The sequence below is a fragment of the Bacillus sp. ISO11 genome, assembly GCF_003458115.1.
Classification (GTDB): Bacteria; Bacillota; Bacilli; order Bacillales; family Bacillaceae_G; genus Bacillus_A; species Bacillus_A cereus.
In genome coordinates this window covers 100113-120456 of record NZ_QXCO01000017.1, presented here as the reverse complement: position 1 = coordinate 120456, position 20344 = coordinate 100113, and the positions used below count along the sequence as shown (strand labels likewise).

Sequence of the window (20344 nt, the reverse complement as noted above, 5' to 3'; positions counted from 1 at the left end):
ATATATAGATTATTACAATACAAAACGGATAAAGGCAAAATTAAAAATGAGCCCGGTGCAATACCGGACTCATTTTTATCAAGCTGCCTAATGAAATAACCGTGTCTAACTTTTAGGGGTCACTTCAGAAAAGGTTGGCTTTTTCTATTATAATAAGTTGTCTTGACATGTGTACATAACCGTGCGTTAATGAGAGTATAGAAAGATAAAATTAGATAAAGGGGTTGCTCATATGTACTTGAATCCAAAACTTTCGTATATGCAGTTTTTTATGGGATTTCTATTTGTTATTACATTCATATTGGCAACTTTTAATATATGTTCTTATCTTGTAGCGATTGTATGTATGGCATTACTTAATCTCACTTTTGTTATTGGGGCATTTCAGCAGAAACAATATACAAGTTTTGTAATAGCGCTTGTAATGTCATTTTCCTTTAGTATTGTAGCGATTGTGTTTTATATAAAATAAACCATCTCGATGTCGAGATGGTTTATTTTGTTATGTGTAAAAAGTAAAAAAAGGACGAACACATCGCCCTTTTTACCAAAACATACTCGCGCCAGCAAGTAATGTTGTTACAAGCATAGAAATTAGCATCACATAAACCATAACTTTTTGAGCTTTTTTATGCATCGTTATACCTCCTTGCAAATCAGTACAATTTCATTGTAACGAGAAATGAAATTATGGACAAGGGGAGAGTGAGGACAAAATTCGGGAGGGGATTGCAAAATATAACAGGAAATTTGAGAGTGTGTAGAGAATATAGTAAAAGGGTATATTGTTAATTTTTAGTTGGGCAAGCTGAAGAATGGAGATACGATGATGAAAATATACGAAACAGATCGTTTATACTTAAGGGAAATTGATGAGTCGTATGCTGAAACAGTTCTTCAATATTACGACAGAAATCGTGAATTTTTAAAAGCTTGGGAAGAGTATAGACCGGATGATTTTTTTACGCTAGATTATCAAAAGAAAAAGTTGCAAAAGGATAGAAAAGAGTTCGAAGAAGGGAAAATCATCAGACTATGGATTTTTAAAAAGGGTGATGATACGAAAATAATTGGGTGTATTTCATTTAATTTAATCGTTCGTGGCATTTATCAATCTTGTGTACTCAGTTATAAATTAGATAAAGCAGAGTTAAACAAAGGGTATACGACAGAAGCGCTTAGAAAAGCAATTCAAGTTGCTTTTGGGGAATTTCAGTTACATCGTATAGAAGCTCCGATTATGCCTCGTAATTTAGCATCTATACAAGTAGTAACGAAGATAGGTTTTCAATATGAAGGCGTATCTAGGAAGATGTTAATGGTAAATGGCGTGTGGGAAGATCATATGCGCTGGGTATTGTTAAATGAGTAATAGAAAGCAGATGGTTATCTAGACGTGTAAACCATCTGTTTTTTGTCTTGTATTTCGAAACTTTTGCGAAATTCTGTTATAATTAATAGTGTTACATACATAATGGTAGTGCAGGAGGCGCAGTCTTATGATTAATCAAGAACGTTTAGTAAATGAATTTATGGAATTAGTACAAGTAGATTCTGAAACGAAATTTGAAGCAGAAATCTGCAAAGTATTAACGAAGAAATTTACAGATTTAGGTGTAGAAGTATTTGAAGATGACACAATGGCTGTAACTGGTCATGGTGCAGGTAACTTAATTTGTACTTTACCAGCAACAAAAGATGGTGTTGATACAATTTACTTTACTTCTCATATGGATACAGTAGTTCCTGGTAATGGAATTAAGCCTTCTATTAAAGATGGATATATCGTATCAGATGGTACAACAATTTTAGGTGCGGATGATAAAGCTGGATTAGCATCAATGTTCGAAGCAATCCGTGTTTTAAAAGAGAAAAATATCCCTCATGGTAAAATTGAATTTATTATTACAGTCGGAGAAGAATCAGGTCTTGTTGGTGCAAAAGCATTAGACCGTGAGCGTATTACAGCGAAATATGGCTACGCATTAGATAGCGATGGAAAAGTTGGTGAAATCGTTGTTGCAGCTCCAACACAAGCGAAAGTGAACGCAATTATTCGCGGGAAAACAGCTCACGCTGGTGTAGCGCCGGAGAAAGGTGTATCTGCAATTACTATCGCAGCGAAAGCAATTGCGAAGATGCCACTTGGTCGCATTGACTCTGAAACGACTGCAAATATTGGACGTTTTGAAGGTGGTACACAAACGAATATCGTTTGCGATCATGTACAAATCTTTGCAGAAGCTCGTTCTTTAATCAATGAGAAAATGGAAGCACAAGTTGCGAAAATGAAAGAAGCATTTGAAACAACTGCAAAAGAAATGGGCGGGCATGCAGACGTTGAAGTAAACGTTATGTACCCAGGATTTAAATTTGCTGATGGTGATCATGTTGTAGAAGTTGCAAAACGTGCAGCTGAAAAAATTGGTCGTACACCTTCTCTTCACCAAAGTGGTGGCGGAAGTGATGCAAACGTAATTGCAGGACATGGTATCCCAACAGTTAACTTAGCAGTTGGTTATGAAGAAATTCATACAACAAACGAGAAGATTCCTGTTGAAGAATTAGCAAAAACAGCAGAATTAGTTGTTGCAATTATTGAAGAAGTAGCGAAGTAATGGAATAGAAAAAGCGTGTAAATCAATTGTGATTTACACGCTTTTTATTTTGATTCGATTGCTTTGACAAGACGTATAAGCCAATATAAGAAAACCTATGGAAGTATATACGTTGTTGCTACATGTACTAGACGAAGGAATAATCCTAACGTATTCATATTGAAAATCGGAAGTAGTAAATAATTAATTGCAATGATTAATATAACTACAAGGAATGTATAATTGAGTTTATCCCGCTATTTGCCGGACAGTAAGCCCCCCACCTCAAAATTCAGCGAAAGTAAAGAATTTAGGTGAGGGCTGATTAAAGTTTCACTTTATTAGTTGATCTCATCATAATCAGACCCTTTCACATATATATCCTCTTTATATCGATTATAAAAAAGAACAAGTAATTATTATAACTATTGTGCAAAATTTGATATAATGAAAGAACGAACGTTCTGATTAGGGAGTGAGTACTATGCGAGAAATGTATCCGAAAAATGGTCGTGTTATTTTACATGTAGATATGAATTGCTTTTTCGCATCTGTTGAAATTGCTCATGATCCATCATTACAAGGAAAGCCATTAGCGGTTGCTGGAAATGAAAAAGAGAGAAAAGGAATTATTATAACATGTAGTTATGAGGCGAGAGAATACGGAATACGTACGACGATGCCCCTTTGGGAAGCGAAAAGGTTATGCCCGCAATTAGTTGTAAGGCGTCCTAATTTCACATTATATCGCGAAGCTTCATTTCAAATGTTTCAAGTCCTTTCCCGTTTTACAGAAAAGATACAACCAGTCTCAATAGATGAAGGATATTTAGATATTACAGATTGCTACGCACTTGGTTCGCCTCTTGAAATAGCAAAGATGATTCAACAAGCACTATTAACAGAGTTGCAGCTTCCGTGTAGTATCGGAATTGCTCCAAATCTTTTCCTAGCAAAAACAGCTTCTGATATGAAAAAACCTCTCGGTATTACCGTACTTCGAAAACGTGATATTCCAGAAATGATTTGGCCACTTCCAGTTGAAGCAATGCATGGGATTGGAGAAAAAACAGCTGAAAAATTAAATGAAATTCATATACATACAATTGAACAGTTAGCGAAGGGAGACGAGCATATCATTCGCGCTAAAATTGGGAAGCACGGTATTGATTTACAAAAGCGTGCAAAAGGTACGGATGATAGGGAAGTGGATCCGAGTCAAATGGGCCAACATAAAAGTGTCGGTAACTCGATGACTTTTTCAAAGGATATGGATGAAGAGAAAGAATTGCTTGATATGTTAGAACGTTTATCAAAATCAGTGAGTAAAAGATTACAAAAGCGAACCCTTGTCAGCTATAATATTCAAATTATGATTAAATACCATGATAGGCGAACAGTAACACGGAGTAAGCAATTGAAAAATGCAATTTGGGAAGAACGCGATATTTTTCAAGCAGCATCCCGTTTATGGAAGCAACATTGGGATGGTGATTCCGTTCGTTTACTAGGTGTTACAGCTACTGAAATAGAGTGGAAGACAGAATCGGTGAAACAATTAGATTTGTTTTCATTTGAAGAGGATGCGAAAAAAGAGCCACTACTTGCTGTCATTGATCAAATTAATGATAAGTATGGAACACCGATTTTACAACGAGGTAGTCAACTACTACGTAAGCAAGAGAAGTCGTTTCAACAAAAGTTAGAAAATAAGTTTATGTAGAAGGTGTCATGAAGTAGTAAAATCATGACACCTTTCCTATTTAACTCGCTTCTAAATTTAAAGAAGTCTTCCATCCAGCTCCAGTAACGCCAGACTCTAATAGCATTCTACTTACTATTTTTTCAATTAAGATAGCCGCATTTGTCTTGCAATGTAATGTAGCCTGTATACAAACTTTTTGATTAGAATCTACATCTTCACTATACAATTCTTTTAAACGGAGCCCTTCTGTACTTACCATATGCATAAGTAAAAAACGAATATGTGCTTCATGTTCTTCTGAACAAGTAAGGGAAAGTAAGTAGTTCGTTTGTTCTGGTGATTCTTCTTTTGATTTTTTATTCATAAAAAGAGCAATTGGGCGAAGAAGTATATTTGCTAGTAACACGCCGGCTGCACCTAATATAGCTGCAACGAGGAAACCGGCGCCTGTAAGAGTACCGACAGCAGCTGCACACCATAAAGTAGCTGCCGTATTTAGCCCTCTAATACTAAAACCATCGCGGATAATAACGCCACCCCCTAAAAAGCCAATGCCACTAACGACTTGAGCAGCAATGCGGGATGGGCTAGCATCATGATCAAGCATGACGGATAATAAAACAAATATACAGGCACCAAGTGATACGAGAGCATTTGTCCGTAACCCAGCCATTCGGTGTCTCCATTGTCTTTCCATTCCAATGCAAGCTCCTACAATAATTGCGATAACTAATCTGAATACAATGTCGTACCATACCATCATGGTCACCTCCATATATAAATATGTGTTATGTTTTTTAGAATGAGCGGGGAATACCCACTCATTCTTATTTTTACAACCAGCTATGAAACTTTTTAATATAAAGCTTTTTTAGGAACTGTGTTAAAAAAGCGTAGCCTAATAGTATTCCTACTAACCAAGGGAAGTAGTTAAGTGGCAATGCTTGCAAACCAACGGCTGCACCAAGTGGTGAGAATGGAATATAAATCCCGATTGCCATAATAAGAGCGGTTAATAAAACGACTGGTGTTGATGCAGTGCTTTGAATAAATGGAATCTTTTGTGTTCTTATCATGTGAACAATTAAAGTTTGTGTTAACAATCCAACGACAAACCAACCGGACTGGAATAATGATTGCTCGCTCGGTGTATTTGCACCAAATACATTCCACATGACTACGTATGTGATAATATCAAATACGGAACTAATTGGGCCGATACAAATAATGAAGCTTCGTAAGTTTGCAGTATCCCATTTTCGTGGTTTTTCTAGAAACTCTTTATCCATTTTGTCCCATGGAATAGAAAGTTGTGAAATATCATAAAGTAAGTTTTGAATTAAAAGATGAATGGCAAGCATCGGTAAAAAAGGAATGAAAGCACTTGCTACTAACACGCTAAACACATTACCGAAGTTAGAGCTAGCTGTCATCTTAATATATTTTAAAATATTTCCGAATGTAGTACGTCCTTCTAAAATACCTGCTTCTAATATAGTTAAACTTTTTTCGAGTAGAATAATATCGGAAGCTTCTTTCGCAATATCAGTAGCAGTATTAACAGATATTCCGACATCAGCTTCACGTAATGCTACAGCATCGTTAATGCCGTCTCCCATGTAACCTACAGTGTGTCCATTTCCTTGTAATGCGTGTATAATACGAGATTTTTGCATTGGATTAAGCTTCGCAAATACAGTCGTTTCTTCAGCAAGTTTTGCTAATGCTTTATCTGGTAAAGAATCAATCTCGTAACCGAGGATTGGTTCGCCGATATCTAATCCAACTTCTTTACAAACCTTTCTTGTAACAATTTCGTTATCGCCAGTTAAAATTTTCACTTGTACACCATGTTTTTGTAATGCTTGAATTGCAGCTGCTGCAGATGGTTTCGGTGGATCTAAAAAGCCGATATATCCACTGAGAATCATATCAGTTTCGTCTTTTACTGCGTACTCTGTATCATTTATTCTTCTATCTTTTTTATAAGCCACAGCAATAACCCGCATACCTTCACTATTTAGTGTCTCACTTAGTTTTTTGACATTTGAACGTATTTCCTCGGTGAGTGAAACGACTTTTTCATCCACTTCAGTGTAGTTACAAATTGATAAAATTTCTTCTACGGCACCTTTACAAACCATTGTATGTTCACCTGAAATATCCTTTACGATAACTGACATACGCCGGCGGGCGAAATCGAATGGAATTTCATCTAGCTTTTGAAAAGCTGATGGATTAAATTTATTGTTTTCCTCTGTATGCTTAATAACAGCTTTATCTATTAAATTTTTCAATCCAGTTTGATAGAAACTATTTAAATAGGCAAATTGCAAGACGCGATTGCATTCATTTCCCTTGGGATCTAAGTGACGAACAAGGACCACTTTATCTTCTGTTAAAGTTCCGGTTTTATCTGTACAAAGAATGTTCATAGCACCTAAGTTTTGAATAGAATTTAGCTGTTTTACAATTACTTTTTGTTTAGACATGTTAACGGCACCTTTAGCTAAATTAGCAGTTACAATCATTGGTAACATTTCAGGTGTAAGGCCAACAGCAACGGCAATAGCGAAGAAGAAAGCTTCTTGCCAATCTCCTTTTGTGAATCCATTAATGAGAAGGACAATAGGTGCCATAATAAGCATGAATGTAATTAAGAGCCAGCTTACTTTGTTTACACCTTTATCAAAGCTTGTTTCTACACGCTTTCCAATTACCTTATTTGCTAAAGAGCCGAAATACGTATCGGTACTTGTTGAGATGACAACAGCTTTTGCGCTGCCACTTACAATATTTGTTCCCATGAAGCAAAGGTTTTCCATATCGAGTGGATTGTAATTTTTTTTCATGTTTTTCGGTAAGATATGCTTATTTTCTGTATGGTAGCAGTGTTCGTATTTTTCTACAGGAAGTGCTTCCCCTGTCAAAGAAGATTGATTAACAAATAAATCTTTAGCGGATACAACACGCACATCAGCTGGAACGATATCACCAGCTGAAAGGGAAATAATATCGCCAGGTACAAGTTCCTCAATTGGAATTTCTGTTGTGTAATTTCGGTTTAAATTCTTTACATTTTTTGTTTCATGTACAAATCCATTTATTCTAAATACGCTCGCAGTTGTTCGAACCATAGCTTTTAACTTATCGGCAGCTTTTTGAGAACGAAATTCTTGGGAAAACCGAATCGTTGCACTAAGTAGGACCATTACAGATACGACAATCGTTCCTTGCATATCATCTGTGAAAAAGGAGAGTGCTCCAAGAGCTAATAAAACGAAAATAAATGGATTTTTAAATGCCAATAGAAATTGAATGTACCACGGCGCCATTTTATTATGAGCTATTTCATTCGGACCATATAAAGAAAGTCTACGAGACGCTTCTTGTTTAGATAATCCATCTTGTGTTGTTTCTAAAAGTTTTAACGCAGAGCTTACATCTTGTGTTGCAACCTCCACTAATAATTCGTTATTTGTTTTCATGCTATCTTGCTCATAAGCATGCTTTGTTTCTTGTCTTTGTAAATTAAACATCGGTAGTTCCTCCTCTGTCATGAAGGAGGAAACAATCTGTTACCTAACTATTTGAAATGGTGAGGAACAGTTTCTTTCCTACCTACATGATGAAATATGAATGTAAAACGTATGGGTATCTGGGCCGAATCATCAATTGCCAACTGTTCCTCACCTCCGTACAATTTAGTAGTTTCTGAATATGCTATGTTTGTTTCATAGTAAGGTGCATATAGACGTAAAAAGACCTTTACTCAAAACGAGTAAAGGTCTGAATTCGCAGTTAAAAGAGTCCACAACAAAGACTGTTAGTAGACATAAATAAAAACAGTTTTTGTGTATGACAAAATACATGCACCTCTCCCTCGTTGAGTTTTAGCACTGTATAGCATAGGTACTGAAACCAGCTACGTTAAAAAAGGCCTTCATTCCGACCTTTCCTGTTGACCCATTGGCGTCTCTCGACATTTTTGGGCAGCAGCGTTTCTCTATACAGGAGCCTCACCTAACAGAGACCATATTCAATTACATGTTGATGTTAGCACTGTAAAATCGTAGTGTCAATATCTTTTTTATCTGTGTTTTTAAAATATTAAACAGATTTATAATAGATATATGGGATGAAATGCATGATATTGATTATAAATAATATGGAAAAAATATTTTTATAAAAGGGGAATTTGTAATGGGACCACAAAATTTTATTATAAATATTGAGAATCAAAAATGGTTGTTTAATGAGCAGGAAGATTTATGTTCTCATGGAGAAATATATTTAAATATGGCTGGAACGATTATTACGCAGGCAGGTATGGATGAGGAATGGGGAATAAGTGAATCAGCTTTAGCTTTGTTACGAACTTTAGATAAAGAATATATTTGTGATATTGAAAATGAAGAGGGGCTTATTTTGCACGGATGTGGCACTATGCTAATGTTAGGATGCCCAATTTCAATTCATTGGACTATAAACCATATAGGTAAAAACGTGATTTTAAAGGACTTTGTCAAAGTTATTTCTACTGATCAAAAGGCTATATACTATGAAGGGCTTCATATAGAATTGAATGAAAATGAATATAGAAGACAAATTGTTTCTTTTGCATTACAAGCAAAAGAATTATTTAATAAATCAAGTGACAAGATAATTTTAGATGAGTTTGATCAAAGGATGTATACAAACTTTTGGACGGAATATGACGATTTACTAAATAAGTATAAATAAAAAAGCACTGTAACCAGTGCTTTTTTATTTATAGATTACGAGATTGTAGGGTTTTCAAAAATAACAATCTCTGAACTGTTTGTAGTTGAAACACGTTGGGCGTAATATGTTAAAGCTGAAGAAATATATGCTGGTAACGTATCATTTGTATGTGATGTTGTATATTCATGGATTAATTCCTTTAAAGTTGTCCATTCTAATTGTGCTGGGTGATCAGACACGAAAGAACTTACCCAGCGATCAAATGAAGATGAAAAATCAGTTTGTAAACGAAATACTTCTTTCATAATAAAACGCTCCCTTAAAATGTAGTATAATCATTTTACCATAAAACACGAACGATAGCTAAATTTTTTAAGTATAATGTTCGTGTTATATAGTTGTCTAGATGATTGGTTATGTAAATTCAATTTGCCATTTGAAATAACATTCCGTAAGATGAGAGATAGAGTATATTTAGAGCTGGAGGAAAGAAAGTGGAATTTGTATTTTTAGGAACTGGTGCAGGTGTTCCTTCAAAAGGAAGGAACGTTTCAGCAATTGCTTTACAATTGTTAGAAGAACGAGGACAAACTTGGTTATTTGATTGTGGCGAGGCCACGCAACATCAAATATTACATACATCTGTACGTCCGCGCCGCATTGAAAAAATATTTATTACGCATTTACATGGCGATCATATTTTTGGATTGCCTGGTTTATTAGGTAGCCGTTCATTTCAAGGAGGAACTACGCCTTTAACGGTGTATGGACCGAAAGGAATTAAACAATTTATTGAAGTGGCATTATCGGTAAGTACGACACATGTGAAATATCCACTTGAAGTTGTGGAGATAACAGAAGAAGGTACCGTATTTGAAGATAATGAATTTTATGTAGAAACGAAAAGATTGTCACACGGTATAGAATGTTTTGGATATCGTATTGTAGAGAAAGATATACAAGGTGCTCTTTTAGTTGATAAGTTACTTGAGATGGGTGTGAAACCAGGTCCAATCTTTAAACGTTTAAAAGATGGTGAAGCAGTTGAATTAGAGGATGGCACGATATTAAATGGAAATGAGTTTATCGGCCCACCTCAAAAAGGAAGAATTATTACTATCTTAGGTGATACGCGATATTGCGAAGCGAGTAGGGAGCTTGCGCAAGATGCAGATGTACTTGTCCATGAAGCGACTTTCGCAGCAGAAGATGAGCAACAAGCGTATGATTATTTTCATTCTACATCTAAGCAAGCTGCGAGCATTGCACTTCAGGCAAATGCGAAGCGACTAATATTAACTCACATTAGTTCTCGCTATCAAGGAGATACATATAAGGAATTATTGAAAGAGGCTAGAGAGTTGTTTTCTAATACAGAAATAGCGACGGATTTGAAATCATTCCCAGTAGAAAAATGATAATTTTATAAAAAATGGTAACGGCGGGTTACCATTTTTTTTTTTTTAAAAAAATTTAAAAATAAAACTGTTATTATTTTATACTTATACTTGGATGATACAGAAAATTAGGATGGTTTGAATATATAGGATAAAAATACGAAATAATGATTATTTAGAAAAACTGTTATATAAGTCAGATGACATACAAGTGATACAAATAGCAGAAATGGACTTTTATTCAGAACTTTTAAAATTCAACAAAAGTAAGCGTTTTATAAAAAACAAGCTATAATGAGGGCAGATTATAATTTATGATAAGTCACATGTATTTTAGTCATTATCGTAACAAGTGAAGTTGACTAAATCATGAGAGAGTAACACGAGAATTATAATAGGAAAGATATTACTATTATTTGTCATAAGTCTTTTTCACTTTTTAGCTAAACGATATGATTAGCGAGTGTATCTATTGCAAGTTCCTTAGTTGAAGCTTTTTATTAATAAGGTGGTGGAGATTTAATTGGTATACCACTCTTTAAAAGAGTTCAGAACATCAGCAGGTAGTCTAGGTGGAATAGCGGGTGCAAATTTAGTTGCATTAGCAATGGTTATATCACTTGTTTATGCTATGCTTGCAATGGCTTCTGTGTTAAACTTTGGATTGCTACCAGACTTTATTGTGGATTATCTTGTATCATTTTTAAATGAAAATAATGCTAAGATTCTTATGTATTATGATAACTGGTATTATTTCAGGTTATATTGGATTACTTTTATTCAAAAACTATCCAATTCGTATAGCAGAACAAATTCGTGGTACAACTGGAAAAGCGACAGATGTAGCAGCTTAATAGAATAGTAGAATAAATTTTTTTCATAGAGGTTTAGGGGGAGTTATGATGAAGTATCGCTCAGTATTTGATATTATCGGTCCAGTTATGATTGGACCATCAAGTTCACATACAGCAGGCGCGGCAAGAATGGGGCAAGTTGCTCGCCAGCTGTTTCGTCATGAACCAGAAAGAGTAAGCATTTCGTTATATGGATCATTTGCAAAGACGTATCGAGGGCATGGTACGGATGTAGCACTAATCGGTGGAATATTAGGATTTGAAACAGATGACTTACGTATTCCAGAGGCGCTAGAAATAGCAAAAGAGCGCGAAATTGAAGTGGAATTCATTGAAGAAGATGCCAATGCACCTCATCCAAATACAGCGAGAATTCGTTTGTATAAAGGTGAAGATGAAATTGAAGTTGTTGCCTGCTCAATTGGTGGCGGTAAAATTGAAGTTGTAGAATTAAACGGATTCGATCTTCAATTATCAGGCACGAGCCCAGCACTACTTATTGTAAATAACGATCGCTTTGGTGCTATTGCAGCGGTAGCTTCAATCCTTGCGAAACATGAGATTAACATTAGTACGATGAGTGTATCTCGTAAAGAAAAAGGAAGAAGAGCGCTTATGGTCATCGAAACAGATGAATTATTAGCAGATGAAGTAATTGAAGAAATAAAAGCGCAACAAAATATTTGTCAAGTAACTATTATGGAATAATTGCAGGGGGGACACACCATGTTTCGGAACGCAGCGGAACTAGTGGCGCAAGCTAAAGAACAAAATGTAAAAATCGCAGAAATTATGATTCAATGTGAAATGGAAACAAGAAGTATTTCACGTGAAGAAGTAATTGCTGGTATGGAAAAGAACTTAGTAGTGATGGAGCAAGCAGTAGAACGTGGTATTCGCGGCGTGAAATCACCAACTGGTTTAACTGGTGGAGATGCTGTAAAAGTTCAAGCGTATATGAAGAGTGGAAAAGGCTTATCTGGAGATACGATTTTGGATGCAGTAAGCAAAGCTGTTGCAACAAATGAAGTAAACGCAGCGATGGGAATTATTTGTGCAACACCAACAGCAGGGTCTGCTGGAACAGTGCCAGGTGTACTATTTGCACTAAGAGAAAAATTGCAGCCTACACGTGAAGAAATGATTGAATTCTTATTTACAGCAGGAGCTTTCGGTATGGTTGTTGCGAATAACGCTTGTATTTCTGGTGCGGCAGGAGGATGCCAAGCTGAAGTTGGTTCAGCAAGTGGAATGGCGGCTGCAGCTGCAGTTGAGATGGCTGGTGGAACACAAGATCAAGCAGCTACAGCGATGGCAATTTCATTAAAGAACATGCTTGGTTTAGTGTGTGATCCTGTTGCAGGACTTGTAGAAGTACCTTGTGTAAAACGTAATGCAGCAGGAGCTGCAAATGCGATGATCTCAGCAGATTTAGCATTAGCTGGTGTAACGAGTACAATTCCATGTGATGAAGTAATTGAGGCAATGTTTAGAATCGGACAAACGATGCCAGTAGCACTTCGTGAAACAGCAGAAGGTGGACTTGCAGCAACGCCGACTGGTCGTCGCCTGCAAGAAGAGATTTTTGGGAAGAACAATAACTAAGTGTAATTATAGAAAAAGGAGCTCAAATAAACTTGAGCTCCTTTTTCTATTTTTCTTTTGTTAGTTGTTCTAATGTTTTTCCAAGATTATGTGATCGTTTCGTTGCCTGTGTAATACAAGAAACAAGTGCTTGTTGAAATTTATGTTCTTGTAATACTTCAATACCTGCCTCAGTAGTTCCACCAGGAGAAGTAATTTCCTTTCGCAAAATAGAAGGGTGTTTGTCACTTGCTTTTAACATTTCAGCAGCACCAATCATCGTTTGAAGAATAAGTGATTTTGCAACATCTTCTTTTAAACCAATTTTTGTTGCAGCTTCTTCCATAGCTTCCACTACGTAATAAATATAAGCAGGTCCACTTCCGGATAATGCAGTGACAGCATGCATATCTTCTTCCTCTACAACAGAGACGAGACCAATCGTTTCAAATAAAGATGTTGCAGTGTGAATATGTTCCGCTGTTGCATGTTTTGAAGGGGAGATAGCGGTAGCTGATTTTAAAATGGCTGCGGATGTATTTGGCATTGCACGAATAATTGGAACGTCTTTTTGAAGTAGTTTTCTAATTGAGTGAGTAGAAACACCTGCTAGTAATGAAATAATAAGCACGTTATTATTTATGTATTCTTTAAAAGGGGTAAGCGCCTCTGCAACATCCTTTGGTTTCATTGCTAGAAAAAGAATATTTGCATCAGTAAGTAATTCTTTTTTATTATGAGTACCTTTGACACCGTATTTTTTATGTAGCTCTTGTAATCTTGTCTCGTTAGAACGATTACTTACAGTAATTTGTTCACCTTTAACGACATTTGCATGTAACAAGCCACCAATAATAGCTTCGGCAATAGAGCCTGCACCGAGAAAGGAAATGTTTTGAATAGACATGATGTTCCTCCTTTAATTTTGGTTAGAAATTCTTATAAATGTACATACATTCGTTTTTTTATAGGAAACACCTCTTTTTATCTGAAAATAATGACAAATATATATAGAAGTTGTAAACTGAAGAAGTATTCATTTTTGAACCGGAAAGAGACAGGGGGGCTAAGCATGACGGCGATTCACCGAATGGAGATTCCTGTACCATTTGCAGTGGAAACTGTGAATGTGTTTTTAGTTGAGGGGGAGACATTAACATTAATTGATACAGGGACGAATACAGAAGAGGCAAGGAATGCGTTAGAAAGTCAATTAGGTGCATTAGGACATACGATAGAAGATATTGAAACAGTAGTCATTACGCATCATCATGCAGATCATTGTGGACTTTTAAATATATTTTCTGAGAAGACGAATATTATTGGACATCCTTGGAATGAGCCTTGGATCACACAAAATCCAGAATTTTTAAAGCGGTATCATGAATTTTTTAGAGAGACGGCCTTACAGTTTGGTGTGCCAGCGGCATTTTTGAAAGACGAGTCGTTATTGACGACGAGGACACTTAAATATTCTTGTAATAGATCGTTAACGCATACTGTGAGAGAAGGAGATCGTATTGATTCTTTGCCTGGATTTATAGTACTTGAAACACCAGGTCATGCTTCTACTCATATTTCTTTATATAGAGAATCTGATGGAATATTAATTGGTGGAGATGCTCTCATCAGTCATATTTCTTCGAATCCAATACTAGAACCACCATATGAAGGGCAAACAGAACGGGCACGCCCATTACTACAATATAATCAAACATTACAGCGTTTAAGCGAAATGAATATTTCACGCATTTTATCAGGGCATGGGGAAGATGTTCTAAATGTGAAACAACTTATTGAAACGAGATTACAAAAGCAAGAAACACGTGCTTTTAAAGTGCTTGAGTTATTAAAGGAAAAACCAATGACAGCATTTGAAGTATGTGTAAAACTATTTCCGGTATTATATAAAGAACAATTACCACTTACTATTTCAGAAACGGTTGGACAATTGGACTATTTAGCATATAATCAACAAGTGATGATTGATGAATCATCGCAACAATTGATTTATTATGCAAAGTAGGTGACAGCAATGACAGGACGTTTACAAAATAAAGTAATCGTCATTACAGGTGCTTCTAGTGGGATTGGTGAGCAAGTTGCAATGCAAGTTGCAGCACAGGGAGCGACTCCCGTATTAATGGCTCGAACAGAAGAGAAACTACAAGCGTTAGTAGACAAAATTAAAGAAACTTATAATACGCCTTGCTATTATTATGTATTAGATGTAAGTGAAGAGATGGAAGTACAGTCTGTTTTTTCAAAGGTATTACAAGAAGTGGGACGTATTGATATATTAGTAAACAATGCGGGATTTGGTATTTTTAAAACGTTTGAAGATGCGTCAATGGATGAAGTGAAAGATATGTTCCAAGTAAATGTATTTGGATTAGTAGCATGTACGAAAGCGGTACTACCTTATATGGTAAACAAGAACGAAGGACATATTATTAATATTGCTTCCCTTGCCGGAAAAATTGCAACTCCGAAATCAAGTGCGTATGCAGCAACGAAACATGCTGTATTAGGATTTACGAATAGTTTACGCATGGAATTAGCGAATACAGATATTTATGTTACAGCAATTAATCCAGGTCCGATAGATACAAACTTTTTTGAAATAGCGGATCAATCTGGTACCTATGTAAAGAATATGGGACGTTACATGTTAAAACCAACATACGTAGCAGAACAAATCGTAAAGTCGATGCACACGAAAAAACGTGAAGTAAACTTACCGAAGTGGATGGGAATTGGCCCGAAACTTTATGCTTTATTTCCAGGTTTATTTGAACGTGTAGCAGGTAAATCATTAAGTAAAAAATAGGAGATTTCCACATGGAAATCTCCTATTTTTTATTGTTTTCCAGTCACATAATCATAAACAATATCCTCAATCTCCTCGTATAAATCAATTTCAATATTTGAATGAGTCACCGTTTGAATATGTTTCACTAGCATTTCCTGATCTTCTTTTGATATTGGACTGCATTGATATTGCTGAAAACTTTTTATAATCATTTTCTCAATTAATTTTTCGTTCATATTCTTTCCCGCCTGTATGTACGTATGTATTGTTTTATTGTACTTGAAGTGAAATAAAAAAACTACCATGCACTATTTTTGTATAAAAATCCGGTTGTGTATATTGTTTTTCTAGTAAAATTAAGTTTTTTAAGTTTGTGAAATTTATAAATATTTAATTGACTCTATAAATATACAATATTATAATCATACTTAATTTAAAGAATCGATTTGAGGAGGAACTTATGAAAGTCGCAATTATTGGAGCCACTGGATATGGGGGCATTGAGTTAATTCGTTTATTAGAACAACATCCATATTTTTCTATAGCATCTCTTCATTCTTTTTCACAAGTTGGTGAGTGTATAACAAATGTATATCCGCATCTTCGAAATGTCCTCGTTCATACGTTACAAGAAATTGATGTGGAGACAATAGGGAAAGAAGCAGAAATCGTATTTCTAGCAACACCAGCAGGAGTATCGGCGGAGTTAACTCCCAAGTTATTAGCAGAAGGTTTAAAAGTAATTGACCTATCTGGAGACTTTCGTATGATAGATCCTTCGTCATATGAACTGTGGTATAAAAGGCCAGCAGCGAAAGAAGAAATTCTTAGAAAAGCAGTGTATGGGTTAAGTGAATGGAAAAGGACTGAGATTCAAAAGGCAAATTTAATTGCAAACCCAGGATGTTTTGCTACAGCCACATTGCTAGCGATAGCACCGTTAGTACGTAGTAGCAGGATTGAAGAAGATTCGATTATTATTGACGCGAAATCAGGGGTATCAGGAGCAGGTAAAACACCAACAACAATGACTCATTTTCCTGAACTATACGATAACTTACACATCTATAAAGTAAACCAGCATCAGCACGTTCCAGAGATTGAGCAAATGCTTACAGAATGGAATAGTGAATTACAGCCAATTACATTTAGCACACATTTAATACCGATATCACGAGGAATCATGATTACACTTTATGCAAAAGTAAAACAAAAGATGGAAATAAAGCAACTTCAAAAATTGTATGAAGAAACGTATGAACAATCGCCTTTCATCCGAATTTGTACGCAAGGGAAATTTCCAAGTCCAAAAGAAGTGAGAGGCTCAAATTATTGTGATATTGGCATAGCTTACGATGAAAGAACAGAAAGAGTTACGGTCGTTTCTGTTATAGACAATATGATGAAAGGCGCGGCTGGGCAAGCGATTCAAAATGCAAACATAATAGCGGGACTAGAAGAGACAACAGGTTTACAACATATGCCGCTTTATCTATAAGGGGGACATGATGATTAAAGTAGCGTCTATTACAAAATTAGAAAATGGTTCAATTGTAACGCCGAAAGGCTTTTCGGCAATTGGTACTGCAAATGGTCTGAAAAAGGAGAAAAAGGATTTAGGGGCAATCGTTTGTGACGTACCAGCATCATGTGCCGCTGTGTATACAACGAATCAAATACAAGCAGCCCCTTTGCAAGTAACGAAGGATAGTATAACGGCAGAAGGGAAGTTACAAGCAATTATCGTTAATAGTGGAAATGCAAATGCTTGTACTGGAATGAAAGGATTACAAGACGCATACGAGATGCGCACATTAGGGGCGGAACATTTTGGATTGAAAGAAAATTACGTTGCAGTAGCTTCAACAGGTGTAATTGGTGTTCCGCTGCCGATGGATATAATCCGAAAGGGAGTTGCAACTCTTATACCGACGAAGGAAGAAAGTGAAGCATATTCTTTTTCTGAAGCAATTTTAACGACGGATCTCATAACGAAAGAAACTTGCTATGAAATGATTATTGATGGGAAGAAAGTGACGATTGCGGGTGTTGCAAAAGGTTCAGGGATGATTCATCCGAATATGGCAACGATGCTTAGTTTTATTACGACAGATGCTCATATAGAGCATGACGTATTGCAAACGGCATTATCCCAAATTACGAATCATACATTTAATCAAATTACGGTAGATGGAGATACTTCTACGAATGATATGGTCATCGTTATGGCAAGTGGATTATCAGAAACAAGGCCGATAAATATGGAACATACAGATTGGGAAACTTTCGTATGTGCTTTACAGAAGGCATGTGAAGATTTAGCAAAAAAAATTGCGCAAGATGGTGAAGGCGCTACGAAGTTAATAGAAGTAAATGTGCTAGGAGCTCAAACGAATGAAGAGGCAAAAAAAATTGCAAAGCAAATAGTCGGTTCGAGTCTTGTGAAAACAGCAATACATGGTGAAGACCCAAACTGGGGACGAATTATTAGCAGTATTGGACAAAGTGAAGTAGCTATTAGTCCGAATACAATTGACATTACTCTTCAATCTATATTGGTATTAAAAAATAGTGAGCCTCAAACATTTTCTGAAGAAGAAATGAAAGAGAGATTACAAGAAGATGAAATAGTCATTAATGTGTACTTACACTTAGGAGAAGAGACAGGATCAGCTTGGGGCTGTGACTTAAGCTATGAATATGTGAAAATAAACGCTTGTTATCGTACATAAGGAGAGAGAAGATGAGCGAATATATTGTAGTGAAATGCGGCGGTAGTATGTTGAATCAATTAAAAGCTGTGTTTTTTGAATGTATAAAGAAATTGCAACAGAAGTATAAAGTAGTGATTGTTCATGGTGGTGGGCCAGAAATTGATGCCAAATTAAAAGATTGTAACATCAACGTAGAAAAAAGAGATGGATTACGCGTAACACCAAAAGAAGTTATGGATGTTGTTCAAATGGTGCTATGCGGAAGTACGAATAAAAAACTCGTAATGAATTTACAAAAGCATAATTTACTTGCGGTAGGTTGTTCAGGATGTGACGGCAATTTACTTCAAGTTCAACCTGTCAGTGAAGAGATAGGATATGTGGGGGAAGTAAGTTATGTAGAAACAGCCTTATTAAAAGGATTAATGAATATGGAGTATATTCCTGTTATTGCTCCAATCGGGGTAAATGGTAATGAAGTTTATAACATAAATGCGGACAATGCTGCAGCTGGGATTGCGGCTGCGTTAGGGGCAAAAGAGCTTATTTTTATTACGGATGTAGATGGAATATTACATGAAGGGAATTTGGTAAAGGAAACGGATGAATCTGAAATTGCTACTTTTATAGAAACAGGTGTTATTACAGGTGGGATGATTCCGAAAGTACAGGCGGCACTAGCATCATTAAAAATGGGAGTGCAAAAGATAAGTATTGTGAATGGTACAAAAGATTTTACTGAGGTTACGGGAGAGTGTATTGGAACGACGGTAACGAAAGGTGTGAGTATTGCATGACGAGTCATCTTTTTCAAACGTATGGCAGAAGAACTATTGAGTTTGTAAAGGGAACTGGAACGAAAGTTATTGATAATAACGGTAAGGAATATTTAGATTTCACATCAGGAATTGGCGTATGTAATTTAGGACATTGTCACCCTACTGTTCTCAAAGGTGTACAAGAGCAACTTGATGATATATGGCATATATCTAACCTGTTTACAAACAGCTTGCAAGAAGAAGTTGCGTCATTATTAACAGAAAATAGAGAATTAGATTATGTGTTTTTCTGTAATAGTGGGGCAGAGGCAAATGAAGCGGCTTTAAAGTTAGCACGTAAGCATACTGGAAAATCTCTCGTCGTAACATGCCAGCAGTCTTTTCACGGTAGAACATTTGGAACGATGAGTGCAACGGGCCAAGATAAGGTAAAAGAAGGATTTGGTCCATTACTTCCATCTTTTTTACATATCCCTTTTAACGATATTAAAGCATTAGAGGAAGTAATGAATGAAGAAGTTGCGGCGGTAATGGTAGAAGTTGTTCAAGGAGAGGGAGGAGTAATACCTGCTGATCTATCTTTTTTGAAAGAGATTGAAACATTATGTAATAAGTTCGGTTCCTTATTTATTATAGACGAAGTACAAACGGGGATAGGAAGAACTGGAACACTATTCGCTTATGAACAAGTGGGAATAGAGCCTGATATCGTTACCGTTGCAAAGGCGCTTGGGAATGGGATTCCTGTTGGAGCGATGATTGGCCGGAAAGAGCTCGGAGCGTCGTTTACTGCAGGATCACACGGTTCAACTTTTGGCGGGAATTACATCGCGATGGCTGCAGCGAAAGAAGTATTGCAAGTAAGTGAAAAACCATCGTTTTTAAAAGAAGTACAAGAAAAAGGCGAGTACGTATTAGAGAAGTTGCAAGAGGAATTACAGCATGTCGAATGTATTCAAAATATACGTGGTAAGGGGCTTATGATTGGGATTGAGTGTAAGCATGAAGTTGCAAGTTTTATAGAACAACTAGAAAACGAAGGACTTCTCGTATTACAAGCAGGTCTTAATGTGATAAGACTATTACCGCCACTCATTGTCACGAATGAAGAGTTAGAACAGGCAGTATATATAATAAAAAAAGTAGTTTGTACAAAAAACGTATCAATCATATAAGG

The 20344-nt window shown here is 36.1% G+C and carries 22 protein-coding genes and 1 riboswitch; of the genes, 16 read left to right on the top strand and 6 right to left on the bottom strand.

Annotated features, from left to right (window positions below; genetic code table 11):
• A partial coding sequence (locus tag D1166_RS18610; protein WP_130953558.1) for an IS3 family transposase occupies positions 1-91 on the top strand: 91 nt, incomplete at its 5' end.
• 141 nt (positions 92-232) lie between these two features.
• Positions 233-472 carry a DUF3894 domain-containing protein gene (locus tag D1166_RS18605; protein ID WP_000281167.1) on the top strand — a complete coding sequence of 80 codons (240 nt, stop codon included), beginning with the start codon at positions 233-235 and terminating at the stop codon, positions 470-472.
• A gap of 72 nt (positions 473-544) precedes the next feature.
• Here D1166_RS18605 and prli42 read toward each other — a convergent pair whose 3' ends face one another.
• A complete protein-coding gene (prli42, locus tag D1166_RS31320) occupies positions 545-637 on the bottom strand; it encodes a stressosome-associated protein Prli42 (protein ID WP_000549040.1) in 93 nt (30 codons plus the stop codon).
• A 189-nt stretch (positions 638-826) separates the two neighbouring features.
• Here prli42 and D1166_RS18600 point away from each other — a divergent pair, with 189 nt between their 5' ends.
• The 3 genes from D1166_RS18600 (at position 827) to D1166_RS18590 (ending at position 4320) form a co-directional block, all read left to right on the top strand.
• Entirely contained in the window at positions 827-1372 is a 546-nt protein-coding gene (locus D1166_RS18600) for a GNAT family N-acetyltransferase (protein WP_001987197.1), read from the top strand.
• 127 nt (positions 1373-1499) lie between these two features.
• Positions 1500-2618, top strand: a complete 1119-nt coding sequence (locus D1166_RS18595) for a tripeptidase T (RefSeq protein ID WP_000609803.1) — start codon at positions 1500-1502, stop codon at positions 2616-2618.
• A gap of 463 nt (positions 2619-3081) precedes the next feature.
• Positions 3082-4320, top strand: a complete 1239-nt coding sequence (locus tag D1166_RS18590; protein WP_001208856.1) for a DNA polymerase IV — start codon at positions 3082-3084, stop codon at positions 4318-4320.
• Between the two features lie 40 nt (positions 4321-4360).
• Here D1166_RS18590 and D1166_RS18585 read toward each other — a convergent pair whose 3' ends face one another.
• A complete protein-coding gene (locus D1166_RS18585; RefSeq protein ID WP_000262341.1) occupies positions 4361-5062 on the bottom strand; it encodes an MgtC/SapB family protein in 702 nt (233 codons plus the stop codon).
• 73 nt (positions 5063-5135) lie between these two features.
• Positions 5136-7841 (bottom strand): magnesium-translocating P-type ATPase, encoded by a 2706-nt coding sequence (gene mgtA, locus D1166_RS18580; RefSeq protein WP_118043371.1) that lies wholly within the window; start codon positions 7839-7841, stop codon positions 5136-5138.
• Positions 7842-8172: 331 nt separating this feature from the next.
• A riboswitch (M-box (ykoK) riboswitch) is annotated at positions 8173-8340 on the bottom strand.
• A 165-nt stretch (positions 8341-8505) separates the two neighbouring features.
• On the opposite strand from mgtA, the gene D1166_RS18575 reads away from it, so the two are divergent.
• Positions 8506-9045: a hypothetical protein gene (locus tag D1166_RS18575; protein WP_048567754.1), complete on the top strand. Its 540-nt coding sequence runs from the start codon at positions 8506-8508 to the stop codon at positions 9043-9045.
• A gap of 35 nt (positions 9046-9080) precedes the next feature.
• Here D1166_RS18575 and D1166_RS18570 read toward each other — a convergent pair whose 3' ends face one another.
• Entirely contained in the window at positions 9081-9332 is a 252-nt protein-coding gene (locus D1166_RS18570) for a DUF3932 family protein (RefSeq protein ID WP_000665709.1), read from the bottom strand.
• A 189-nt stretch (positions 9333-9521) separates the two neighbouring features.
• On the opposite strand from D1166_RS18570, the gene rnz reads away from it, so the two are divergent.
• The 4 genes from rnz to sdaAA all read left to right on the top strand — a co-directional run bounded on the left by rnz (position 9522) and on the right by sdaAA (position 12883).
• A complete protein-coding gene (gene rnz / locus D1166_RS18565; protein ID WP_000397453.1) occupies positions 9522-10445 on the top strand; it encodes a ribonuclease Z in 924 nt (307 codons plus the stop codon).
• Positions 10446-11001: 556 nt separating this feature from the next.
• Positions 11002-11286, top strand: a complete 285-nt coding sequence (locus tag D1166_RS18560) for a hypothetical protein (RefSeq protein ID WP_048567782.1) — start codon at positions 11002-11004, stop codon at positions 11284-11286.
• A gap of 40 nt (positions 11287-11326) precedes the next feature.
• Positions 11327-11986, top strand: coding sequence for an L-serine ammonia-lyase, iron-sulfur-dependent subunit beta (gene sdaAB, locus D1166_RS18555; protein WP_000877445.1), 660 nt, complete (start codon positions 11327-11329; stop codon positions 11984-11986).
• An 18-nt stretch (positions 11987-12004) separates the two neighbouring features.
• A complete protein-coding gene (gene sdaAA / locus D1166_RS18550; protein ID WP_000489461.1) occupies positions 12005-12883 on the top strand; it encodes an L-serine ammonia-lyase, iron-sulfur-dependent, subunit alpha in 879 nt (292 codons plus the stop codon).
• 46 nt (positions 12884-12929) lie between these two features.
• Here the strand turns inward: sdaAA and proI are convergent, their stop codons facing one another.
• Positions 12930-13769 (bottom strand): pyrroline-5-carboxylate reductase ProI, encoded by an 840-nt coding sequence (proI, locus tag D1166_RS18545; protein ID WP_000027253.1) that lies wholly within the window; start codon positions 13767-13769, stop codon positions 12930-12932.
• Between the two features lie 165 nt (positions 13770-13934).
• Between proI and D1166_RS18540 the strand changes: the two genes are divergently transcribed.
• Together D1166_RS18540 and D1166_RS18535 are read left to right on the top strand one after the other, a co-directional pair.
• The gene (locus D1166_RS18540; protein ID WP_000125118.1) at positions 13935-14888 is read left to right on the top strand and encodes an MBL fold metallo-hydrolase; all 954 of its coding nucleotides are present in this window, start codon (positions 13935-13937) and stop codon (positions 14886-14888) included.
• A gap of 9 nt (positions 14889-14897) precedes the next feature.
• Positions 14898-15692, top strand: coding sequence for an SDR family NAD(P)-dependent oxidoreductase (locus D1166_RS18535; protein WP_000147791.1), 795 nt, complete (start codon positions 14898-14900; stop codon positions 15690-15692).
• A 29-nt stretch (positions 15693-15721) separates the two neighbouring features.
• Here the strand turns inward: D1166_RS18535 and D1166_RS18530 are convergent, their stop codons facing one another.
• Entirely contained in the window at positions 15722-15910 is a 189-nt protein-coding gene (locus D1166_RS18530; RefSeq protein ID WP_001003222.1) for a YqzH family protein, read from the bottom strand.
• 224 nt (positions 15911-16134) lie between these two features.
• On the opposite strand from D1166_RS18530, the gene argC reads away from it, so the two are divergent.
• From argC to D1166_RS18510, 4 genes are read left to right on the top strand one after another with little or no spacing between them, the layout of a single operon-like run.
• Positions 16135-17172: an N-acetyl-gamma-glutamyl-phosphate reductase gene (argC, locus tag D1166_RS18525; RefSeq protein WP_000861251.1), complete on the top strand. Its 1038-nt coding sequence runs from the start codon at positions 16135-16137 to the stop codon at positions 17170-17172.
• Positions 17173-17182: 10 nt separating this feature from the next.
• On the top strand, positions 17183-18406 hold the full coding sequence (gene argJ, locus D1166_RS18520) for a bifunctional glutamate N-acetyltransferase/amino-acid acetyltransferase ArgJ (RefSeq protein WP_061654457.1): 1224 nt from the start codon (positions 17183-17185) through the stop codon (positions 18404-18406).
• Positions 18407-18417: 11 nt separating this feature from the next.
• Positions 18418-19185, top strand: a complete 768-nt coding sequence (argB, locus tag D1166_RS18515) for an acetylglutamate kinase (RefSeq protein WP_000006080.1) — start codon at positions 18418-18420, stop codon at positions 19183-19185.
• Entirely contained in the window at positions 19182-20342 is a 1161-nt protein-coding gene (locus D1166_RS18510; protein ID WP_097855717.1) for an acetylornithine transaminase, read from the top strand. The genes argB and D1166_RS18510 overlap by 4 nt, the downstream gene beginning before the upstream one ends.
• The last annotated feature ends 2 nt before the right edge of the window (positions 20343-20344 follow it).

Excerpts from the sequence above, each read along its gene's own strand:
- D1166_RS18530 (WP_001003222.1), bottom strand. The coding sequence starts at position 15,910 with ATGAACGAAAAATTAATTGAGAAAATGATTATAAAAAGTTTTCAGCAA.
- D1166_RS18600 (WP_001987197.1), top strand. The coding sequence starts at position 827 with ATGATGAAAATATACGAAACAGATCGTTTATACTTAAGGGAAATTGAT.
- argC (WP_000861251.1), top strand. The coding sequence starts at position 16,135 with ATGAAAGTCGCAATTATTGGAGCCACTGGATATGGGGGCATTGAGTTA.
- prli42 (WP_000549040.1), bottom strand. The coding sequence starts at position 637 with ATGCATAAAAAAGCTCAAAAAGTTATGGTTTATGTGATGCTAATTTCT.
- argB (WP_000006080.1), top strand. The coding sequence starts at position 18,418 with ATGAGCGAATATATTGTAGTGAAATGCGGCGGTAGTATGTTGAATCAA.
- D1166_RS18605 (WP_000281167.1), top strand. The coding sequence starts at position 233 with ATGTACTTGAATCCAAAACTTTCGTATATGCAGTTTTTTATGGGATTT.
- mgtA (WP_118043371.1), bottom strand. The coding sequence starts at position 7,841 with ATGTTTAATTTACAAAGACAAGAAACAAAGCATGCTTATGAGCAAGAT.
- D1166_RS18590 (WP_001208856.1), top strand. The coding sequence starts at position 3,082 with ATGCGAGAAATGTATCCGAAAAATGGTCGTGTTATTTTACATGTAGAT.
- D1166_RS18595 (WP_000609803.1), top strand. The coding sequence starts at position 1,500 with ATGATTAATCAAGAACGTTTAGTAAATGAATTTATGGAATTAGTACAA.
- D1166_RS18510 (WP_097855717.1), top strand. The coding sequence starts at position 19,182 with ATGACGAGTCATCTTTTTCAAACGTATGGCAGAAGAACTATTGAGTTT.
- proI (WP_000027253.1), bottom strand. The coding sequence starts at position 13,769 with ATGTCTATTCAAAACATTTCCTTTCTCGGTGCAGGCTCTATTGCCGAA.
- D1166_RS18570 (WP_000665709.1), bottom strand. The coding sequence starts at position 9,332 with ATGAAAGAAGTATTTCGTTTACAAACTGATTTTTCATCTTCATTTGAT.
- D1166_RS18575 (WP_048567754.1), top strand. The coding sequence starts at position 8,506 with ATGGGACCACAAAATTTTATTATAAATATTGAGAATCAAAAATGGTTG.
- D1166_RS18540 (WP_000125118.1), top strand. The coding sequence starts at position 13,935 with ATGACGGCGATTCACCGAATGGAGATTCCTGTACCATTTGCAGTGGAA.
- sdaAA (WP_000489461.1), top strand. The coding sequence starts at position 12,005 with ATGTTTCGGAACGCAGCGGAACTAGTGGCGCAAGCTAAAGAACAAAAT.
- argJ (WP_061654457.1), top strand. The coding sequence starts at position 17,183 with ATGATTAAAGTAGCGTCTATTACAAAATTAGAAAATGGTTCAATTGTA.
- D1166_RS18585 (WP_000262341.1), bottom strand. The coding sequence starts at position 5,062 with ATGGTATGGTACGACATTGTATTCAGATTAGTTATCGCAATTATTGTA.
- sdaAB (WP_000877445.1), top strand. The coding sequence starts at position 11,327 with ATGAAGTATCGCTCAGTATTTGATATTATCGGTCCAGTTATGATTGGA.
- D1166_RS18535 (WP_000147791.1), top strand. The coding sequence starts at position 14,898 with ATGACAGGACGTTTACAAAATAAAGTAATCGTCATTACAGGTGCTTCT.